The sequence below is a fragment of the Streptomyces sp. NPDC052101 genome (assembly GCF_040680235.1).
Taxonomy (GTDB): domain Bacteria; phylum Actinomycetota; class Actinomycetes; order Streptomycetales; family Streptomycetaceae; genus Streptomyces.
Genome location: NZ_JBFAWH010000020.1, coordinates 37,939 through 57,405 on the forward strand (window position 1 = coordinate 37,939; position 19,467 = coordinate 57,405).

The window sequence follows — 19,467 nt, forward strand, 5'->3', positions numbered from 1 at the left end:
GAACAGTGTTCTCCAGCTGATTCGCCAGCTGTTTCGCCAGCATCCATCCGTCCCAGGGAGTTCCGATGTCCACCACCGGTGTCGCGCCCGCCGAGGCGTCCACCGATTCGCCAGCGCCCTACCGGTGGCGCTGGGCTGCGCTCTTCGTGATCCTGGCGGCCGAGGTGATGGATCTCCTCGACGCCGTCGTCACCAACATCGCCGGCCCCTCCATGCGGGCCGACCTCGGCGGCGGTGCCTCCACCCTGCAGTGGCTCGCCGCCGCGTACACCCTCTCGATGGCCGTCGGGCTCGTCACCGGAGGACGGCTCGGGGACATTCACGGGCGCCGCCGCATGTTCCTGGTGGGGGCCGCCGGCTTCACCCTGGGTTCGCTGCTGTGCGCACTGTCCGTCTCGCCCGGGATACTGATCGCCGCACGCGTCGTACAGGGGCTGTTCGGCGCGGTGATGCTGCCGCAGGGCCTCGGCATGATCAAGGAGATGTTCCCGCCGAAGGAGTCGCAGAAGGCCTTCGGCATGTTCGGCCCGGTGATGGGCCTGTCCGCGGTGTGCGGGCCGATCCTCGCGGGCTGGCTCGTGGACGCCGACTACTTCGGCACCGGCTGGCGGATGATCTTCCTGATCAATCTGCCGCTGGGTACCGCGGCGTTCCTCGGTGCCCTGCGCTATCTGCCGAGGGGCAGGTCCGGCACCAGGCCGCGCCTGGACATCCCCGGCATGCTCATGGTCTCGCTGGCCGCGCTGCTCATCATCTTCCCGCTGGTCCAGGGCCGTGAGTACGACTGGCCCGTGTGGACGTTCCTGATGATGGCCGCCTCGGTGATCGTCTTCGTCGCCTTCGGCACGTACGAGTCGCGCCGCAGCAAGGCCGGCCGGGACCCGCTGGTCGTCCCGAGCCTCTTCCGCAAGCGGGGATTCAGCGGCGGCATGACCCTCGGGCTGGTCTTCTTCTCGACCATGCAGGGCTTCATGCTGGTCTTCAACCTCTACACCCAGATCGGCCTCGGCTATTCGCCGCTCAGGGCGGGCCTGGTGATGGTGCCCTGGTCGGGCGGCATGATCGTCGGCTTCGGCATCGCTCAGGGTGTCGCCCGGTTCGGGCGTGCCGTCCTGCAGGCGGGCGCGCTCGTCATGGCGGTCGGCGTGTTCGGTGTGTGGCTGACCCTGGACCTGGTGGGGAGCGGTGTCGGCCCCTGGCAGCTCGTGCCGTCCCTGCTCGTCACCGGCATCGGAATGGGCCTGCTGATGGCACCGTTCTTCGACATCGTGCTCGCCAGCGTCGAGCAGCACGAGACGGGCTCGGCGTCCGGCACGATGACCGCCGTTCAGCAGCTCGGCGGCGCGTTCGGCGTGGCACTGCTCGGCACCGTGTTCTTCGGTCTGCTGGGCGGCGGGATCGCCACCGCCGTCGACCACCACGCGGACGGTCTGCGGGGGCAGTTGACCACCGCGCACGTCGCGCCCGACGCCCGGGAACGCATCGTGGCGGACCTGCGTAGGTGCGCCTCGGACCGCGCCGTCGCCAAGGACCCCGCCGCGACCCCGGCGTCCTGCGCCCGCCTGGAGAAGGACACCCGGTCCGCCGTCACCTCGCCTCAGGCCGGCGCACGGATACCCGCCGCGCTGCAGGCCACGGCGTCATCGGCCTTCCGGAGCGGCTTCGGCTCCGTCATGCGCACGGTGCTGTGGATCGTCGACGGCATGCTCGCCCTGACCTTCCTGCTCGCGTTCCTCCTGCCGCGCCACGCGCGCCCCGAAGGATCCGCAGGACACTGAGCCGACCGCACCGGTATCGGTGAACGGGGCGGCCGGGCACCGCTGAGGAGCGGCTGCCCGGCCGCCCCGCTTCCGCCGGTCGCAGTCGCCCGAGGTGGCTTATGGCAGGCCGTGCGAAAGGTCGGCTCTTCCTGGCCTCGGGGTTGGCGCAGTGGGCCAGCGGCTCGCCGCGGAGGAAGCGGCCGACCTCGGCGGCGACGATCCGGGCGGCCCTGTGGGCGACCTCGCGGCTCGCCCCGGCGATGTGCGGGGTGAGGACGACACCCGGGGTGGACAGCAGGCGCGAGCCGGCCGGTACCGGTTCGAGGGGAAAGACGTCGAATCCGGCGGCTGCCAGCCGGCCCGAGTCGAGCGCGTCGCACACCGCCCCGTAGTCGACCAGGGCGCTGCGGGCGCAGTTGACGAGGACGGAACCTCGCGGCATGGCCTCGATCTGGGCCTGTCCGATCATTCCGCGGGTCTCGTCCGTCACCCGCGCGTGCAGCGAGACGATCCTTGAGCGGCTCAACAACTCGTCCAGGGACACCAGTTGTGCGACCCCTGCACCGCCTCCGGACGCACATAGGGGTCACGGACGAGGACCGTCGCCCCCATGGCGCCCAGCACGCGGGCGACGCGTGATCCGATGGCTCCGAAGCCGATCAGGCCCACGACCGAGCCGTCGATCTCGACACCGCAACGGACGTAGTCGTAGTAGTCGCCGCGCCAGGTGCCCTGTCTGAGGTCGGTGTGGACGTCGCCGATCCCGCAGGCGGCGGCGAGGATGAGGGCGAGGGGGTGCTCGGCCGTGGCCACGGCGTTGCGGCCCGGGGCGTAGCAGACGGCGACGCCGTGCCGGGTCGCGGCCTCCAGGTTGGTGTTGACGGGCCCGCCCCGGCTGACGCAGAACAGCTCCAGATCGGGACAGGCGGCCAGCACCCGTGCGGTGAGCGGCGCCATCTGGGTGACGCAGACCCGTACGCCCCGCAGCGCCTCGATCAGCTCCTCCTCGGTTCCGGACGCCTCGTCCGCCTCGGCGACCTTGCCGAACGGGGTGTGTGGCCAAGGGAGTTGCATGCTGCGGACGTGGTTCGGCGGGGTGGACTGCGCGGTCACCACGCTGCTGCTCCACTACGGCACAGTGGCCGCCGGCGACGACTTCGCCCTGGCCATGGTGCTGGTGAGCCTCTTCGGCGCGACGCTCGCCGGCTATGTGCCGCTGTCCGCGCTGATGCCCTCGCTGGCACCGGAGCACAAGGGCCAGGCGATGTCGGCGCTCGATCTCGGCGCGGGCGCCAGCACGTTCGTCGGGCCGACCGTGGTCGCCGTCTTCCTCGGCCCCCTCGGCGTCCAGGGCGTGATGTGGATCTTTACCGGTATCTGGCGAGCGCCGGGATGCCCCTCTCCCTGACCCTGCCCGCACCGGCCACCTCGACCGGCGCCTCCGTCGTACCGGTGCCGAGCAGCGCCGGAAAGGTGTGACGGGCGTCCCTCCACGCACGTCAGAGGTGAAGCCTCGTGGAGGGACAGGACGATCACATGGCGGGATCCAGGCTGAACTTGCCCGTGCCGGTACGGCTCTTGAGCACCTCATGGACCTTCGCCGCGTCGGCAAGCGGGTGGATCCCGCCGGTCACGATCCTGAGCGTGCCGTCGGCGACGGCGTCGAAGAGGTGCCGCATGGACGCCGTCAGCGGGAGCGTCCGGTCGGAGTACAGGTGCGGCAGCCAGAAACCGGCGACAGTGACGGACTTCTGGAGCAGCGTGTGCACGGGGACGTCGGCGAGCTGCCCGCCGGCGTAGCCGTACACGACCAGCCTGCCGCGCGGGCCGATGGCGTCGAGGGTCCGCCGCAGGGTTGTGCCGCCGGTCATCTCCAACGCGGCGTGTACAGGTCCTCCCGCCGCATCGAGGATCCGCTCCGTCAGGCCGTCCTCGTCGGAGGAGTCGACGGCGGCCGCCGCCCCCAGCTCCAGGGCCAGCCGGCGCTTCTCGGCCGTGCCGGCGAGAGCGATGACCCGGGCACCTGCCCGGTGCGCCAGCTGGACGGCCAGCGAACCGAGGCCGCCGGCCGCGGCAGGGATGACGACGGTCTGGCCCTTGGTGACGAGGGCGACCGTGAAGAGGAGGTGGTACGCGCTGTTTCCCTGCAGGGCCAGCGGGACGGCCTGTTCGTCGCTGACCTCGTCGGGGATCTCCCACTGCAGCCTGCGGTGAACGGCCGCCTTCTCCGCGTACCCGCCGCCCTGGGTGAGCGCCACCACGCGCCTGCCGTCCGCCGTGGTGCCGACGACCTCGTTGCCGGGTATGTACGGCAGCTCGACCGGCGCGAGGTAGGTGTTTCCCCGCACATGGACGTCCGCGTAGTTGACGCCCGCGAGCCGCACGTCCAACAGCTGTTGCCCGCGCGCGAGTTCGGGCTCGGGAACGTCTTCCAGCCGCAGGACCTCGGGGCCGCCGAACTCCCTCATGACAATGGCGCGCACAGCACTCCTAATCGACGCGGGCCGGATGTGTACGCACGACAGACTAGGACAGGGCGATAAAGGGAGTGCGGGTGTTCGAGCCGGTGCGATAGGTTCCTGCCTGTTCGAAGGGGGACCCGAAGTGGCGAAACTGAACCAGATCATCGCTGTCGAGAAGGGTGTCAAGAGCAAGTCGCTCCAGGACATCACCGCGGCGCACCACAAGGTGCAGAAGCCGGCACTGCTGGCCGGTATCTCGCGTACGTACCAGCCGAAGGACGAGGAGGGCGAGCAGCTGCCGCCCGAGTCCACGCGGGTGCAGGTGCAGGCCGAGGACGTGCTGCGGGAGATGTCCGCGTCGCTCACCCGGCTCTTCGACGTGACCGCGACCAAGGACTGGGCGAACTGCGCGGCCCGCGCGGACGTCACGGTCGACGGCCGGACGATCGTCACCGATGTCCCGGTCAGTTACCTCCTCTTCCTGGAGAAGCAGCTCACCGACCTGCACACGTTCGTCAGGAAGCTCCCGACTCTCGACGCCGCCGAGTCCTGGTCGCCCGACCCCTCCACGGACTGGTGGAAGACGGACCCGGTGCGCACGATCCGCACCAAGAAGGTCCCGCGCAACCACGTCAAGGCGGAGGCGACCGACAAGCACCCGGCGCAGGTCGAGGTGTACTACGAGGACGTGCCCATCGGGTACTGGACGACCGTGAAGTTCTCCGGAGCGCTCCCGGCGCGGCGGGTGAACGAGCTGGTGGAGCGGGTCGAGAAGCTCCAGCAGGCGGTGAAGTTCGCCCGCGAGGAGGCCAACGGCGCCGAGGTCACCGACCAGCGGATCGGCGACGCGGTCTTCGGCTACCTGCTCGGCTGACGCCGGCCACGGGTAGCATCCATGATCGCCCCCGCGTGCGAGCGCGGGGGTGCGCGACAGGCGCGGACCGGATTGAGGACCGGTGCGCGCGATGAGCGCAAGCTGACACTGAAGTTCAGCCTGAAGTCACGGTGACAGTGAAGGTTCGAGTCCTTCCCCCGGCACAGCACCATCCGCAACGGGCCGGGGTAGCCCAACATGGCAGAGGCAGCCGCGATCAATCTCAGACTCTCGCTCCAGTCTCAGCATCGCCGCCGATCGCCGGATCGACCGAGGCCGGACGAACGCCGTCGGATGCGAGTTCGAATCTCGCCTGCACCTCTCGCCTGGTGCGGTAGTTCAAAGGAAGAACACGACGGCATGATGACTGATCCGTCCTCTTAAACGCCGCCGGCGTGCGCAATTGGGTGGCATCCCCAGGGGCCCGGGAGCTGGATACGACTCCCGGGCCCCGCCACGTCCGCGACGTACTCGGCCACATGTGTGCTACGGCTTGATCGCGACGCCGCCGAAGTCGTCCACGTCGGCGGGCGCCTCGGCACCGGTCCGCGCGGGACGCCAGCGGGAGACGGGTACAAGACCGGGCTCCAGCAGGTCCAAGCCGTCGAAGAACCGGGCGAGCTGTTCCGGGCCGCGGTTCACGCGGGGATTGTCGCTCGCCTCGTTCCACTGCTCGATCATCTCGCGCATCTTCTCGGGGTCGAACACCTCGGTGTCGTCGCAGAGTACGAGGTGGCTGCCGGAGGGCAGCGCCGCCACCAAGCGGCCGACGATGTCGTAGGCGGAGTCATCCGTGACGTGTGCGGTGATCCCCAACAGGATCAGCCCGATCGGCCGGGTGAAGTCCAGTGTCCTGGCGGCCTGCTCCAGGATCGCCTCAGGCTCGCGCAGGTCGGCGTCGACGTAGTCCGTCGCGCCCTCGGGCGAGCTGGTGAGCAGAGCCTCGGCATGGACCAGCACGACCGGATCGTGGTCGACGTACACGATCCGTGACTCGGGAGCCAGGCGCTGGGCGACCTCGTGGGTGTTGTCGGCGGTGGGCAGGCCGGTGCCGACGTCCAGGAACTGGCGGACGCCGGCCTCGCGGACGAGGCAGGTGACCGCGCGGACGAGAAAGGCCCGCTGTGCCCGGGCGATGTCGAGAATCGCCGGATTGGCCTCGGCGATCTGGTCACCGACCTGCCGATCGATCTCGTAGTAGTCCTTGCCGCCCAGCCAGTAGTTCCAGATACGGGCGGAGTGCGGCACGTTACTGTTGATGCACGGGCGCTCAAGTGGCATGACTGCTCCCCGAGTTGGTGTGAGGTCACCCCCAACCTAGACGCAGGGCGGCGGTTACGAAGGTGTGTCCGAGGGGCGGCACCGGGGTGAAGAACTGCGGCGGCGCGAAGCGCGGCTCACCGACCGGCGACACGGACATACGATCCAGTTGCATGGAGAAAGCAAGCCATGTCCTGAACGGAACGGACAGCCGGATCGCCGCCGCGATGCTGGCCTCCCCGCGCGCCTCATGGCGCACGGCCGGCCGCGTCCTGGGCATCTCGGAGCGCACCGTGGTGCGTCGTACGGCACCGCTGTTCCACGACGGGACGCTGCGTGCCACAGCCGTACGCAACCCCGTGTGGTTCCCCGATCTCATTCCGCTGGCCCTGCGCATCCGGTGCCGGCCCAACCGGATCAGCGCCATCGCCGCCACCCTGGCCCGCCGCCCTGACACCATCTGGGTGGACGTCCTGGGCGGCGGCGACGAAATCTGCACCATCCTCTTCCTGGACGGGCCGGACGCACGCAACACGCTGCTGCTGCGCGATCTTCCCGCCACACCCGCGGTGCAGTCGTGGACCTCTCATGTCCTTCTGCGGGTCTTCCCCGCCGCCTTCGACTGGAGCGGCGGCCTTCTGTCGGAAGCCGAGCTGACCGGCCTGCGGCCGGACACATCCGCCGCACCCGCCCGCTCCGCCCTCCTGCCGGTCGACCACCAGCTGATCGCCGCGCTGACCGAGGACGGACGAGCCTCCTACACCGACCTGGCCCGCCGCGCCGACACCACGCCCCTCACCGCCCACCGCCGACTGGAGGCTCTGGTGGGCGGCCAGGTTCTCCGGCTCGCCACCGAAGTCGACCTCGCCCGGCTGGGCATCCGTACCGAGGCGCTCCTGTGGATCACCGTCGCGCCCGGCGGCCTGGAGGAGACGGGGCAGCGGCTCAGCCGCCACCCGCAGGTCCGCTTCGCCTCCGCCACCACCGGACCGGCCAACCTCCTCGTGGCCGTCGCCGCAGCCGACCTCGACGCGCTCTACCACTTTCTGAGCGACACCGTCGGCGCCCTCTCACACATCTCCACCATCGAGGTCACCCCCATCCTGACCGGCGTCAAACGGACCGGCCTGGTCCGCCCGGGCAGCCTCTGAGCCGACCCTGCCGACGCTGCGACGCCGCACTCGGCTCACCTGTCAGCCTGCGCCGTGCCGGCGTACGGACGGCAACGCCAGAACCACCCCGACCGCGGTCAGCTGCCACAGCACTCCGAGCCCCAGAAGCCGTTCTGCGCCTACGGCGCCCGACGCCGGTCCGGCCAGCGCCAGTCCGAGGGGCCCCAGGGCGAAGGCGCCCAGGCCGTCGAACGCGCTGATGCGTCCGCGGACCTCGGCGGGGACCTCGCGCTGGATGACGGTCGTCGAGAGGGTGCCGCACACCGCTGCCCCGCCTCCCGCGAGGAGTGCGGCAGCTGCCACCCAGGGCAGCGGCAACCGCGCGGCCAGCGCGGCCGCCGGTATGGCCCAGCCCGCGGATGCGGCGATGGACCAGGCGAGTGCCCGGCTGGGGTTCCTGCCGAGCAGCGCCAGGCCGCCGATGATGGAGCCGATGCCGTACAGGGCCAGCACCAGCCCCCAGGCCCGCGCGCCGCCGAGCCGCTGCTGGGCGAGCGTCGGCCCCAGCACCAGGAACGGCGCCCAGAGGACGAAGTTGAACAGGCTGATGTGGAGGGTCGTGACCCACAGCCAGGTGCGGGAGGTGAACTCCTTCCAGCCGCGTCCCAGCTCGGTGAGCAACCCTCGGCGGGGCGCGGCCGACTGCGACAGGGGCAGCCCGGCCAGGGCCAGGACGCTCACGCCGTAGCTGACCGCGTCGGCCGCGACCACCGTGCCCGCATCGGCAACCGCGATGAGCAGACCGGCCAGACCTGGCCCCGCGACCGAGGCCGCGGCCTGGGCGATCTGCAGCAGCGAGTTGGCGTCCGCAAGCTCATCCGCGGGCACGAGGCCCGGCACCAGAGCCGTCAGGCCCGGGCTGAACCCTCCCTCACCGATACCGAGGACCACCGCGAGGGCGGCCACTTCCCAGATCCGCGCGCCATGGGTGAGGAGCAGCACGGCCAGCACGCCCTGGGAGGCGAACCGGAACACATCCGCCGTCACCATGACCGCACGGGCCCCGAGCCGATCGGTGAGAACTCCGCCGAGCAGCAGCACCGCCAGCACCGCCAGGATCCGCGCCGCCATCACCACACCCACGGCGTCGACCCCTCCGCCGGGCAGCTGCAGCACGGCGAAGGTCGTGCCGATGGTGTTCATCCCCGAGCCGAGCAGCGACGTGCTCTGGCCGATGAGGAAGCGGCGGAATCGGGGGTGGCGCAGCGCGCGCAGACGGTGAGTCATGAGTCCGCACTGTTCCGCCGGAAACCTATTTCCTGCAAGCGCTTCCGGGAAAGAAACCTGAGTCTTTTACGAGCACATTTACTTCCCGGTCGATTGACGCAGTAAATGGCACGCATTTACTGCAACACGCCTGGTGATAGGCTCCGTTACGGAATAACAGGGGGAGGCCTGGTGGGTTTCATTTACTGCGGATGGCCGGCATGAGCCAGGCGCCGGTGGAGTACAGCGCGGCCGTCGACTGCTATCTCGCCGCGGCCGGTCTCGGCAGCGCCTCCCGGCGCGTCTACCGCATCTCGCTTCAGGGGTGGGCCTGGCCGCTGGTCGACCGCCGGACCCCGACCGGTCGTGAGCGCAGGGGTGCCCGCCCGCCCCTCGTTCCTCTCGCCCTGCTCGACGACCCGAGCGCCCCGAAGCGGCTGCGGCGGGGACTGGCCGATCGCGCCGCCACCGCGCGACCACGCACACTGACCCGCGAACTGGCCTGCCTTCGAGCCGCCACGGCATGGTGGCTGGCACAAGGCTGGATCACCGTGGACCCGGCCACCGGACTGGCACCGCCGACGCCGCGCCCCGGACCGGTGCCGGTCTCCTCCGGTGCTTCCACGACTGCGGGGGCGACGGCCGCGGCCCCCGATCGGGCTCGCGCCGCCCTCGCCTTGCGGGCTCCGCTGAGGGAGTTGGCTCTCTGGCATCTGCTCCACGAGTCGAGAGCCCCTGTCGAACAGGTGCTCGCCCTCGACATCGACCAGCTCGACCTTCCCGGTCGACGTACCAGGGAGCGCGCGGTGGCACCCCTGAGCTGGGGACCGGGTACGGCACGCCTGCTGCCCATGCTGCTGGCCGGGCGCACCGCGGGGCCGGTGTTCGTCACCGACCGACGGGCCCCCGCCACCACACCGGCAGCCGACCGCTGCCCGGTGACCGGCCGAGGACGGCTCTCCTACCGCCGGGCCGCGGAACTGTTCACCGCCGCGACCAGACCACTCGATCCAGCGGACCGCGGCTGGACGCTGCTCGTCCTGCGCGACCGAGCCCCCCGGAGCGAGCCGGTCCGCAGCTGACGCACGGTCAGCCGACCGCTCGAACGGGTTCGGGTTGCGGTTCCGGTTGCCGAGCTGGTGCGGCCTTCGGTTCCCACTGCCTGGTGGTCCGTACGTAGCCGTAGACCACGGAGACCATCGCCAGAATGAGCAGTGGTCCGAACACCCACGGATGCTGGGCCATCTGCATCGGCAGATAGCGGTACGACACCAGGAGCGCGGCGAAGACCGTTGCGCCGTAGGCGACCAGCCGGGCTCCTGACCGGTCCCAGCCGCGTGCGAGCGAGCGCAGAGCAGCCTCGATCGTGAGCGTGAACACCACGCCGGCCACGAGATCCGCGCCGTAGTGGTAGCCGAATCCCAGCGTTGCGCCGAGCGTGGCCACCAGCCAGAACACACCTGCGAATCGCAGAGCCCGTGGGCCCTTGCGGGAGTGAATGAAGATCGTGGTGGCCCACGCCGTGTGCAGGCTGGGCATGCAGTTGCGTGGGGTGACCTCGTCGAAGAGCATCTGGTGCGGGGGGTGGATCGGCGGCGGCGTGTGCGGCCACAGGTCCGCCACCGGCCAGTGCCCGCCGCCGGTACCGAAGGCGCCGGTGCCGTAGGCGAAGATCGGCCCGACCACCGGGAAGATCATGTAGATGCCCGGCCCGACGAGGCCGATCGCCAGAAACGTGCGCACCAGATGATGGCGCGGGAAGCGGCGCTCGACCGCCACGTTGCGCAGCTGGTACAGCGCGACGACGACCGCGGCCACCGCGAGCTGGACGTAGACGAAGTCGAGAACATGGGCACCAACCGGGCCGGTGGCCTCGACGATCCGGCCTGCCAGCCATGACGGGTTGCCCAGCGCGTGATCGGCGGTCGCCACGTACTGGTCGAGCACCGCCGGGCGTGTCTTCGACGTGATGAGCAGCCAGGTGTCGCCGGTCTTACGGCCGGCCACCAGCAGCAGGCCGAGGCCCACGCCCTTCAGCAGCAGGGCGCGTTCCCGGCCCGTGCGGCGCGTGACAGCGATGACCGCGCAGCCCAGAATCACCCACAACGCGCCGTTGCCGAAGGGGTGGCCGCCGGTCACCTTGATGTCGAGCACCCACCGCACCAGGAAGATGACGATGTCGATGCCGATCGCGGTGCCGGCCGCGATGAGGCGTTCTCGCCAGGTGAGCACCACCATCATCAGGGCCATGCTGGCGTACAGCAGGAAGCCTGACTTGGGCGGGAATATCACCTCTTTCATCTGGTTGGTGATCGGCCCGGGCAGGCCGTAGCGACGCGCGGCGATCTCCAGCGTGATGAGGAATCCGAGGATCACCACACCCGCCGTGATCCACAGCATCGCCCGCGGTTGGGAAAATACCCGTGTTGGTCTACGTATCAATTCTCTGGCCGATTTGTTGATGTTTAGTTGAATATGCCGCTCTTCGTGCCGGATGAAATGGCTTTCCGGTGCAGGGCGGCCGATGGGGGTGCTCTTCGTAGGTTCGATCATGCTATCGGAGCGGCACGAGTGGATTCGTCCTGCTTCCGTCATGCGGTTAAGGTGTGCGCTTATCGAACGTTCGAGCGCTCAACGCCCGTTGCAGAGAGGATCTACCGCCGGTAGCCCGCCGCTCCGCCTGACCTTTGATCCGAGGACCTTCGCCATGGCCACCATCCCCACCGCCCAGACCACCGGCAGCCACGGCCGCCGCCGGGCGTCGAACCGCCGCGAAGGCCGGCCGGAAGCTCCGGCGCGCTGGGAGCGCCCGGCGCTGGTCGCGGTGCTGGTCCTCGCCGCGGTGCTGTACGGCTGGGGCATCGGGCACGCCGCGATCCACCCCTACTACAGCGCGGCGATACGGTCGATGGCCACGAGTTGGCGGGCCTTCTTCTTCGGCGGTCTCGACACCAGCGGTTCGATCACCCTCGACAAGCTGCCCGGCGCCTTCTGGCCCGACGCCGTCTCCGTCTCGATCTTCGGCCCGCACACCTGGGCGGCCGCACTGCCGCAGGTCGTCGAGGGCGTGCTCACCGTATGGCTGCTGCACCGGATCGTGCGGGCCTGGGCCGGGCCGTTCGCCGCGCTGATCGCCGCGCTCACCCTCACCCTCACCCCGGTCACCGTGGTGCTCAACCGTGCCACCATCCCGGACACCGCGCTCACCCTGCTCCTGGTGGCGGCCGCCGGAGCCCTGCAGAAAGCGCTGCGCACCGAGCGGCTGCTGCCGCTGCTCACCTGTGGCGTCTGGGTCGGGCTCGCCTTCCAGACGAAGATGCTGCAAGCATGGCTGGTGCTGCCGGTCTTCGCCCTCGTCTATCAACTCGCCGCGCCCGGCGCGCCGTTGAAGCGGGCTCTGCGCGTCCTGCTGGGCGGTGCGGTCGCGCTGGCGGTCTCCTGCTGCTGGGTGCTGATCGCCTGGGCGACGCCCGCGGGGGACCGCCCGTATGTCGACGGCACGTCCAACAACAACCCCTTCAGCCTGGTCTTCGGCTACAACGGCCTGAGCCGCTTCGGCGACGATGACACCGCCTTCGGTGCCGTTTCGGGGACCGCCGCCAGCCGGACCTCCGGGAACACCGGCTGGGGAATGCTGGTCAACCACACCGTCGGCCCGCAGATCGCCTGGTTCCTGCCGCTCGCGGTGCTCGCCGCCGTACTGGGCCTGGTGTGGTGCGCCCGCGCACCGCGCACCGACCTGCTGCGTGCCGGTTTCCTCCTCTGGGGCGGTTGGCTGGCCATCCATGCCGTGGTGTTCAGCGTCTCCAACGGCAATCACCCCTACTACACGGCCGTGCTCGCACCGGCGATCGCCGCGCTCGCCGGCGGCGGGCTCGCCCTCTTCCGGTCCGCGTACGAGGCAGGTGGTCAGCGGCGTGTGCTGCTGCCGTCGGCCGTCCTGCTGACGGTGGTCTGGGCCCTGTTGCTCGACCGGCCGACCTGGTTCGCCTCCTGGCTGCTGGTACTCGCCGTGATCCTCGCGATATGCGGCGCGCTGGGCCTGTGGATCAGCGGGTCCGGCGCGTCGCGGGGGACGGTCCAGGGCGCGTTGGCCGCCGGGATCGCGGCCATGCTGCTCGTACCGGCGGGCTGGGCCGCCGCCGGCCTCGACCCGCTCTACGCCGGCGCCTCCACCTCGCCGACGGCCGGACCGGTCGGCAAGGCCTACCGCAACGCCGTCCACCACCGATCCGCGCTCCGCCGGGTAGGGCTCGACGACCCCAGCACCCGCGACACCGCCCTGCTCGACTACCTCACCAGGCACCGCCACGGCGAGAAGTACCTGCTGGCCACCCAGGCCGCCTACCCCGCGGAACGTCTGCTGCGCGCGCAGTCCCAGCCGATGCTCGTCATGGGCGGGTTCACCGGCAAGACCCCCTTCCCCACGAAAGGGCAACTCAGCACCCTGGTCGCCACTCACCAGCTCCGCTACGCACTGCTCACTCCCCTGCGAGCCGCCACCCCCGCCACGACCTGGGTGAAGTCCCATTGCACCCGCATCCACTCACGGGCCTACGGCTGGCGCACCAGGGGCAGCTTCAGCCTCTACGACTGCGGCCGACAGCACTGAGGCCGCGACTCCCCGGCAGCACCTGCGCCTTCACTGGCCGGACATCAGGACGCGGCACTGTCACACCGGCCATACAAGATCCACACATTTTGATCACGGAGTCTGGCGCCTGGGGGACCGGATCATGCATGTCATCAGGGGCACGTTCGCGCTCGTGCTGAGCGGAAGCCTGGTGGGGGCGCTGTCCGCGCAGGCGGCTGCCGCACCGGCCGTGGGCACCACGGCCGGGGTCACGGTGGCCACCGACCCGGTGCAGCCCGGTGTCTGGGCCGCCGCCACCGAGCTGGCCCCCACCGCCCGGCACCGCGTCCTGGACCTGCAGGCCCGCGCCGACGGCGCCCTCACCGCCCTGCGCGACCAGCCGCAGGACCCCACGCAGTCGGTGGAGGTCCGCCGGCTCACCGTCCAGGTCCGCCCGGCGGGCAGCACCACGTGGGCCGCGCCCCGGACGCTGTCCACGGCCGCCGACTACCTCCTCGACGCCAGCACCCTCGCCCCGCAGGCCGACGGCTCCTTCCTCGCCTACTGGCGCGAACGTGTCCCCGGGGGCAAGATCCTCCTGAAGGCCGCCACCCTGGCCCCCGGCGCCACCCGCTGGTCCGACCCGACCACGGTCGCCACCACCGAGTGGATGGACTGCCCTCCCGTGGTCTTCGGCAGCGCCACCGGCCGCCTCACCGCCGTCTGGGCGAGCCCCGTCGTGGGCGGCCGTGAGCTGCGCATGACCGAGCGGCCGGCCCCCGGCGAGGCCTGGTCCGAACCCGCCGTGTTCGACACCGTCAAGAGCGGGACCGAGGCCGGCGAGTGGACCCTGACCGGGCTGCACGCCGCCGTCGACAAGGCGGGCAACGCGGCCATCGCATGGAATCTCGACGACGCCTTCCGTGACGGCGGCTTCGCCCGTGCGACCGGGGCCGAGGTCTCGTACCACTCCCGGATCATGGAGCGCGAGGCCGGCGCGACCACGTGGGGCGCGGCCGAGGACCTGACCCCGTTCGCCGGCACCCGGCCCGGCGCCCTCCGCCTCGACGCCGACCCGGCCGGCGGGCTCACCCTCCTGTGGGCGAGCGCCGGCAACGGACCCGTCCGCTTCGCCCGCAAGAGCGCCCCCGGTGCGGCGTGGAGCGCCCCCGAGCAGACCCCGCTCACCGGCTGGTACGCCCCCCGCGCCCTGCCCCGCCCGCTGACCGCCCCGACCGGCGACGTCACCCTCGTCGACAGCGCCCGACAAGGCGGTGGTCTCCACCACCCGCTCGGCCCGCACCGGCATCTGGGGAGCCGTCGAACAGGCCGACGACCGCCGTCCCTTCGGCTCCGCCCACTGGTCCGTCAGCTCCGGCATGGCCGCCGACGGCACCGTGCACGCGGCCTGGGCCGTGTCCATCGGCAACGGCTCGTACCGGTTCGTCTCCGCATTCCGCACCCGTGGCGGCTGGTCGGCCCCGAAGACCCTGGCCACCGCCACCGGCAACCGGACCGTGGGCGGCGCCCTCACGGTCGCGGGCACCCGCCCCACCGCGCTCTGGTACGACAGCTCCGCCCTCGGCGGCCCGCTGTACACCGTCTCCGGCACCAGCCGCCCGCTCCCCCGCGCCCGCGACTACGGCGACGACCTCCGCGCCGATGTGCTCGCGCTGACTGGCACCACCCTGACCCGGTACGAAGGCGAGGGCGCGGGCCACCTCGCGCGGGCTCCGTGCACAGCGGCGCGGTCACCGCCGACTGGCCCGCCGGCACCCGGTTCACCGGCTTCGGCGACCTGAACGGGGACCGCCTCAACGACGTCCTCGCCGTGCTGCCCACGGGCGAGGCGCGTATGTACGAGGCCCCGGCGGGCCGGCTGCCCGCGCCGAAGTCCCCGTACCGGAAGACCGGTTCCGACTGGCGCGGCTACGACGTTCTCACCACCCCCGGCGACCTGACCGGCGACGGCCGTGCCGACCTGCTGGCCCGCTCCGCCGCGACCGGTGACATCTACCTGTACGCGGGCAACGGCAGCGCCGGTTTCGCCCCGCGCCTCAAGATCCGCTCCGGCTGGAAGGGTACACCCGGGTGATCGGCGCCGGGGACCTCGACGGCGACGGACGTGGAGACGTGCTGGCCCTCGACGGCTCCGGCGAGCTGTGGCGCTACAACGGCACCGGCACCGGCAAGCTCGCCGACCGTGTGCTGGTCCTCCGCGACTGGGGCAAGAGCTACCGCCAGGTGCTCGGCGCCGGCGACCTGAACGGTGACGGCAAGGCCGACCTGCTCTCGGTCGACTCCGACGGCCTGGCCTGGCTCAACCCGGGCACCGGCCACGGCACTTTCGGCAGCCGGGTCCGCGTCGGCTCGGGCTGGACCGGCCGCACCCTTTCGTAACCGGCGGCACGCTTCTACGGCGCCCGGGCCGGCCACAGGTGTGCGTGGCCGGGCCGGGCGGTGCCGCCGGGTCAGGACGTCGAAGCGACGAGCGTGCGCTCCGTGCCCAGCCGGTTGGCGGCTGTGTCGGTGTACATGGTGGTCTCGCCGTCCGACCAGCGGATGACGAGGTCGTCGGTTCGGCCGTTTCCGGTGAACTCGCCGGTCGTCATGGCCGCGTCGTGGGTCCAGAGCTGGTTGGGGTTCTGCAGACGCTGCTGGGTGCCCAGGCCCGAGGTGCCGGTGCCGGCGTAGTTGTCCAGCTCGCCGTCGGTCCAGCGGACCATGAGGTCCCACTTCTGGTTGCCGGAGTACTCGCCGCTGGTGAGCAGCGTGGCGCTCTTCCAGGTGCTGTTGGGGTCCTTGAGCTTGTGCTCCTGGCCGAAGGTGCCGGCACCGACGTTGGTGTAGAGGGTCAGTTCGCCGTCGGACCAGCGCACTATCAGGTCGGTGACGTACTGCGAGGAGGCGAAGCGGCCGGCCACGATCTGGGTCGCGTTCTTCCAGGTCGCGTTGGGCTTGATCATCTGGGTGCCCGCCCGGTTCAGCCCCTTGGAGCCCACGTCGCCGTAGAGGGTGACCTCGCCGTCGGACCAGCGGACCAGCAGGTCGAACTGGCCGGAGCCGGTGAAGTCGCCCGCGGTGATGGTCGCCGCGCTCTTCCAGGTGTTGTTGGCGGCCACAAGCTGCCGCTCGGCGCCGTAGCCGCCGTGCCCGTTGCCGGGGTAGAGCGTGACCTCGCCGTCGGTCCAGACCACGATCAGGTCGCTGTGGCCGGTCTGCCGGAAGTCACCCGAGGCCATCAGCCTCGCATGCTGCCACGTGGCGGCCGGGCCGGGCAGCCAGGGGTCCCCCGACGGCTGGTACGGCGTCCTGGCGCCCACCACGCGATGGGCGGCGGCGTCGTTGAACAGGTCCTGGGCGTCCTTGCCGTAGAGCGGCGCGTAGGTCACCCAGTCGACGTTGGCGTCGTTGCCGCCGCCGTTGTACCCGCCTGTGTTGCCGATGACCTTGCCGGTGCCGGTGGTGGGGTTGTAGTCCTCGATCCAGGGGCCACCGGAGACGCCGCCGTAGAAGCCCTTGCAGGTCATCCGCATCTGCCGGAAGCCTGGCAGCTGTGCGGTGGTGACGGGGCAACGGACGGGGGTGTGCTGGGGGTTGACAGTGCCGGAGCCCGGATACCCGATGACGGTGACCTTGTGGTTGTAGCCGCTGGTCGGCGTGAACGTCAGGGCTCCCGTGACATCCTCCACCTTGCCCCGGCTGCTGGCACCGACCTGGGCGAAGGCCAGGTCGAGGTCGGAGGTGGGCTTCTTGGTGTTCGACTCGTAGCGCGGGTCGATGTACAGCTGGTTGACCGGGAAGACGCCGTACGGCTGCTCGGCGGCGGACTTGCCGCTGCGGTACTGGGGCACGAAGATCCGGTGGGTGGCCTTCGCCAGGCCCAGCCCGCAGTGTCCGGCGGTCAGCACGATGTCCTTGGCGGCGGTGTGCACGACGCTGCCCGTGCAGAATGTGCTCGGGCCGCCGAGCGGCCTGCCGTCGAAGAAGAAGGTGCCCACCGTCGGGTGGCCGGCGAAGTGCTCGGGATCGGGTGTGCCGGACGGCGCCAGGCCGTGGCTCGAGCCCGGTCCGGCGATGCCGTGCGGTGAGGCGTGCGCCGGGCCCGCGCCGGCGTCGACCGGTACCGCCTTGTCCATGAGGTCCGCTGTCCAGTACTTCGTCTCCTCGCTCAGGCTCGGCCCGCCCGACGGCGCCGGAGAGGGGCTCGGGCTGCCGGTCGCGGCCGATGCCGGCCCGGTGCCGAGAAGGCCCGCGCTCAGTCCGAGCGCGAGGGGCGGAATCCACCTGTGTCTGGAACGCAACGAGGCACCTTTCCCTCTTGTAAGGGGCCGAACGGCGAGCGGTGTCGACGTCCCGGAATCGCATGTCAGTTCGGCGCAAAGTGCGTAGCATACCGATGAGTAATTACCGACACAACGTCAATAAGAGACAGGCGAGGCGATGGACCGACTCCGCAAGGCCGCGTGGGCGGCGCTTCCGCTCCTGCTGCCCCTTCTGGCAGCCGGCCCGGCCTCGGCGTCGCAGTCCGCGTCATCGCTTCCGCTCGGAAGTGTCCGGTCGGTGCGGCCCGGCGACACCGTGACGGTCGATGCCAAGCAAGGCCAGGCCCAGTACGCCGACACCGTCAGCTCGTCCGCGTTCCTCGCGGCGGGCAGGCTGCGCATGATGGATCCGCTGCTGACCACCACCGTCACCATCGCCTGCGACGCCCGGCCGGGCACCTATCAGGTCGTGCTGAAGCGCGCCGGAGACGTGGGCCCGGAGGAGCATCCGTTCCACTGGGCGCGGGTACGGGTCGAACCGGCCGACGAGGCAGCGCGCAGTACCTGCCGTGACAAGGTGAAGAAGCTCTCCCCGCCCAGTCCGGAGGAACGCTGGGCCCGGGACGACACCTGGCCCCAGTCGGAGTGGGATGTGCGGACCTTCCGGGCCGGCAGCCACATCACGATCACGGACAACGACGACGAGGGAGCGGACGGGGACATCACCCTCACCTCCCGCGCGTTCACCGACCGGCCCGTCCTGCGCGGCGCCAAAGCCGTCCTGTCCGCGACCACCACCCTCAAGTGCGGTGCCGCGCCCGGCCTCTACGTCGTCTACCGGCACGAGTCCGGCCAGGACGGCCCGGACCGGCCGTGGGCCCGCCTGCGCGTCTCCCCCGCGACGCACGGGAGCACCTGCGCCACCCAGCAGGCGGCAGCGCACCCGACCGGGTCGTCCCGCATGGGCACGGTGGCCTGGATCGCGGGCGGGCTGTTCCTCGCCGCCGCGGTGGGAACGACACTTGTTCTGCGGGCCCGCTCCCGTCGCACCGACTCCGCCTGAGCGTCCGGGTCCGCGCCGACGGGTGTCTGCCGTGGCATCGGCTCCGCACCGGACACACTGTCAAGCGTGAAGGCGCTACCCAGCATCGACCCGACATTGCCGAGCGACAACCACCCCGAGCAGGTCTGGTACACCTCCTACGGCTCCAACATGCACCTGGACCGACTGGCCGCCTACATCCAGGGGGGTCGGCCCCTCGGTGCGGGGATGCGGTTTCCGGGGTGCCGGGACCGGAGCATGCCGGCCCGGTCGATCCCTGTGGAGATGACGGGCGCCATGTACTTCGCGACCCAGTCACCTGTGTGGGGAGGAGGCCGGGCCTTCTACGATCCGCATGTCGACGGACGTGTGATGGCGCGGGCACATCTGGTGACGGGCGATCAGTTCTCCGACATCGCGGCGCAGGAGATGTACAGGGAGCCGGGCGGCCTCCTGGACCTTGCGGACGTCCTGTCCAGCGGCCGTGCCGTCCTGGGCGAGGGCCGCTATGAAACCCTGGTGTGTGCGGGGCAGGTCGACGGCCTGCCCGTCCTGACCTTCACCGCCCCATGGGCGATGAACGACGTCCAGTGGGTCGCGCCTTCATCCGCGTATGTGCGTTTCCTCTCCGTAGGGCTGCTGTCGGCCGGCGCCTGGGATGTGGAAGCGGTCGCGACCTATGTGGCCGCGTGCCCCGGCGCGGCCGGCCACTGGTCGGCGCGGGACATCACCGGCCTGCTCGGCGCGGACATGTGAACTGGCCTGCTCGGCGCGGACATGTGATCCGCACGCCCGGCTGACGGCACCTGATCCCGGATCCGACGGCACCGGAGCGCAGGCAGGCTCCGGTGCC

At 70.9% G+C, this 19,467-nt stretch carries 15 protein-coding genes and 1 pseudogene; 10 read left to right on the forward strand and 6 right to left on the reverse strand.

From position 1 onward, the window contains the following. The first annotated feature begins 65 nt into the window (after nucleotides 1-65). Nucleotides 66-1,778: an MFS transporter gene (locus AB0L75_RS30225; RefSeq protein WP_365187143.1), complete on the forward strand. Its 1,713-nt coding sequence runs from the start codon at nucleotides 66-68 to the stop codon at nucleotides 1,776-1,778. Between the two features lie 136 nt (nucleotides 1,779-1,914). Here AB0L75_RS30225 and AB0L75_RS30230 read toward each other — a convergent pair. Then, nucleotides 1,915-2,843: pseudogene (locus AB0L75_RS30230) on the reverse strand (2-hydroxyacid dehydrogenase); the annotation flags it as partial. On the opposite strand from AB0L75_RS30230, the gene AB0L75_RS30235 reads away from it, so the two are divergent. Continuing rightward, nucleotides 2,833-3,168: a hypothetical protein gene (locus AB0L75_RS30235; RefSeq protein WP_365187144.1), complete on the forward strand. Its 336-nt coding sequence runs from the start codon at nucleotides 2,833-2,835 to the stop codon at nucleotides 3,166-3,168. The pseudogene AB0L75_RS30230 and the gene AB0L75_RS30235 overlap by 11 nt on opposite strands. A gap of 124 nt (nucleotides 3,169-3,292) precedes the next feature. Here the strand turns inward: AB0L75_RS30235 and AB0L75_RS30240 are convergent, their stop codons facing one another. Beyond that, nucleotides 3,293-4,243, reverse strand: coding sequence for a zinc-binding dehydrogenase (locus AB0L75_RS30240; RefSeq protein WP_365187147.1), 951 nt, complete (start codon nucleotides 4,241-4,243; stop codon nucleotides 3,293-3,295). A gap of 121 nt (nucleotides 4,244-4,364) precedes the next feature. On the opposite strand from AB0L75_RS30240, the gene AB0L75_RS30245 reads away from it, so the two are divergent. Next, nucleotides 4,365-5,096 (forward strand): hypothetical protein, encoded by a 732-nt coding sequence (locus AB0L75_RS30245; RefSeq protein ID WP_365187149.1) that lies wholly within the window; start codon nucleotides 4,365-4,367, stop codon nucleotides 5,094-5,096. 486 nt (nucleotides 5,097-5,582) lie between these two features. Here the strand turns inward: AB0L75_RS30245 and AB0L75_RS30250 are convergent, their stop codons facing one another. After that, entirely contained in the window at nucleotides 5,583-6,377 is a 795-nt protein-coding gene (locus tag AB0L75_RS30250) for an SAM-dependent methyltransferase (RefSeq protein WP_365187152.1), read from the reverse strand. Between the two features lie 152 nt (nucleotides 6,378-6,529). Here AB0L75_RS30250 and AB0L75_RS30255 point away from each other — a divergent pair, with 152 nt between their 5' ends. Continuing rightward, the gene (locus AB0L75_RS30255) at nucleotides 6,530-7,507 is read left to right on the forward strand and encodes an Lrp/AsnC ligand binding domain-containing protein (RefSeq protein WP_365187155.1); all 978 of its coding nucleotides are present in this window, start codon (nucleotides 6,530-6,532) and stop codon (nucleotides 7,505-7,507) included. Nucleotides 7,508-7,549: 42 nt separating this feature from the next. On the opposite strand, the gene AB0L75_RS30260 is transcribed toward AB0L75_RS30255, so the two are convergent. Next, nucleotides 7,550-8,755, reverse strand: coding sequence for an MFS transporter (locus AB0L75_RS30260; protein ID WP_365187158.1), 1,206 nt, complete (start codon nucleotides 8,753-8,755; stop codon nucleotides 7,550-7,552). 200 nt (nucleotides 8,756-8,955) lie between these two features. On the opposite strand from AB0L75_RS30260, the gene AB0L75_RS30265 reads away from it, so the two are divergent. After that, nucleotides 8,956-9,816: a hypothetical protein gene (locus AB0L75_RS30265; RefSeq protein WP_365187160.1), complete on the forward strand. Its 861-nt coding sequence runs from the start codon at nucleotides 8,956-8,958 to the stop codon at nucleotides 9,814-9,816. Between the two features lie 7 nt (nucleotides 9,817-9,823). Here AB0L75_RS30265 and AB0L75_RS30270 read toward each other — a convergent pair whose 3' ends face one another. Further along, nucleotides 9,824-11,134 carry a phosphatase PAP2 family protein gene (locus AB0L75_RS30270; protein ID WP_365187363.1) on the reverse strand — a complete coding sequence of 437 codons (1,311 nt, stop codon included), beginning with the start codon at nucleotides 11,132-11,134 and terminating at the stop codon, nucleotides 9,824-9,826. A gap of 307 nt (nucleotides 11,135-11,441) precedes the next feature. Between AB0L75_RS30270 and AB0L75_RS30275 the strand changes: the two genes are divergently transcribed. The 3 genes from AB0L75_RS30275 (at nucleotide 11,442) to AB0L75_RS30285 (ending at nucleotide 15,707) form a co-directional block, all read left to right on the forward strand. After that, nucleotides 11,442-13,346, forward strand: coding sequence for a glycosyltransferase family 39 protein (locus AB0L75_RS30275; RefSeq protein ID WP_365187162.1), 1,905 nt, complete (start codon nucleotides 11,442-11,444; stop codon nucleotides 13,344-13,346). Nucleotides 13,347-13,470: 124 nt separating this feature from the next. Further along, entirely contained in the window at nucleotides 13,471-15,402 is a 1,932-nt protein-coding gene (locus AB0L75_RS30280) for a VCBS repeat-containing protein (protein ID WP_365187164.1), read from the forward strand. Continuing rightward, on the forward strand, nucleotides 15,399-15,707 hold the full coding sequence (locus tag AB0L75_RS30285) for a VCBS repeat-containing protein (RefSeq protein ID WP_365187166.1): 309 nt from the start codon (nucleotides 15,399-15,401) through the stop codon (nucleotides 15,705-15,707). The genes AB0L75_RS30280 and AB0L75_RS30285 overlap by 4 nt, the downstream gene beginning before the upstream one ends. A 71-nt stretch (nucleotides 15,708-15,778) precedes the next feature. Here AB0L75_RS30285 and AB0L75_RS30290 read toward each other — a convergent pair whose 3' ends face one another. Further along, a complete protein-coding gene (locus AB0L75_RS30290; RefSeq protein WP_365187168.1) occupies nucleotides 15,779-17,611 on the reverse strand; it encodes a trypsin-like serine protease in 1,833 nt (610 codons plus the stop codon). Between the two features lie 139 nt (nucleotides 17,612-17,750). Here AB0L75_RS30290 and AB0L75_RS30295 point away from each other — a divergent pair, with 139 nt between their 5' ends. Next, on the forward strand, nucleotides 17,751-18,635 hold the full coding sequence (locus AB0L75_RS30295) for a hypothetical protein (RefSeq protein ID WP_365187171.1): 885 nt from the start codon (nucleotides 17,751-17,753) through the stop codon (nucleotides 18,633-18,635). Between the two features lie 66 nt (nucleotides 18,636-18,701). Then, nucleotides 18,702-19,370, forward strand: a complete 669-nt coding sequence (locus tag AB0L75_RS30300) for a histone deacetylase (protein ID WP_365187174.1) — start codon at nucleotides 18,702-18,704, stop codon at nucleotides 19,368-19,370. The last annotated feature ends 97 nt before the right edge of the window (nucleotides 19,371-19,467 follow it).

Excerpts from the sequence above, each read along its gene's own strand:
- AB0L75_RS30280 (WP_365187164.1), top strand. The coding sequence starts at position 13,471 with ATGCATGTCATCAGGGGCACGTTCGCGCTCGTGCTGAGCGGAAGCCTG.
- AB0L75_RS30275 (WP_365187162.1), top strand. The coding sequence starts at position 11,442 with ATGGCCACCATCCCCACCGCCCAGACCACCGGCAGCCACGGCCGCCGC.
- AB0L75_RS30265 (WP_365187160.1), top strand. The coding sequence starts at position 8,956 with ATGAGCCAGGCGCCGGTGGAGTACAGCGCGGCCGTCGACTGCTATCTC.
- AB0L75_RS30295 (WP_365187171.1), top strand. The coding sequence starts at position 17,751 with ATGGACCGACTCCGCAAGGCCGCGTGGGCGGCGCTTCCGCTCCTGCTG.
- AB0L75_RS30225 (WP_365187143.1), top strand. The coding sequence starts at position 66 with ATGTCCACCACCGGTGTCGCGCCCGCCGAGGCGTCCACCGATTCGCCA.
- AB0L75_RS30270 (WP_365187363.1), bottom strand. The coding sequence starts at position 11,134 with ATGCTGTGGATCACGGCGGGTGTGGTGATCCTCGGATTCCTCATCACG.
- AB0L75_RS30260 (WP_365187158.1), bottom strand. The coding sequence starts at position 8,755 with ATGACTCACCGTCTGCGCGCGCTGCGCCACCCCCGATTCCGCCGCTTC.
- AB0L75_RS30255 (WP_365187155.1), top strand. The coding sequence starts at position 6,530 with ATGGAGAAAGCAAGCCATGTCCTGAACGGAACGGACAGCCGGATCGCC.
- AB0L75_RS30235 (WP_365187144.1), top strand. The coding sequence starts at position 2,833 with ATGCTGCGGACGTGGTTCGGCGGGGTGGACTGCGCGGTCACCACGCTG.
- AB0L75_RS30250 (WP_365187152.1), bottom strand. The coding sequence starts at position 6,377 with ATGCCACTTGAGCGCCCGTGCATCAACAGTAACGTGCCGCACTCCGCC.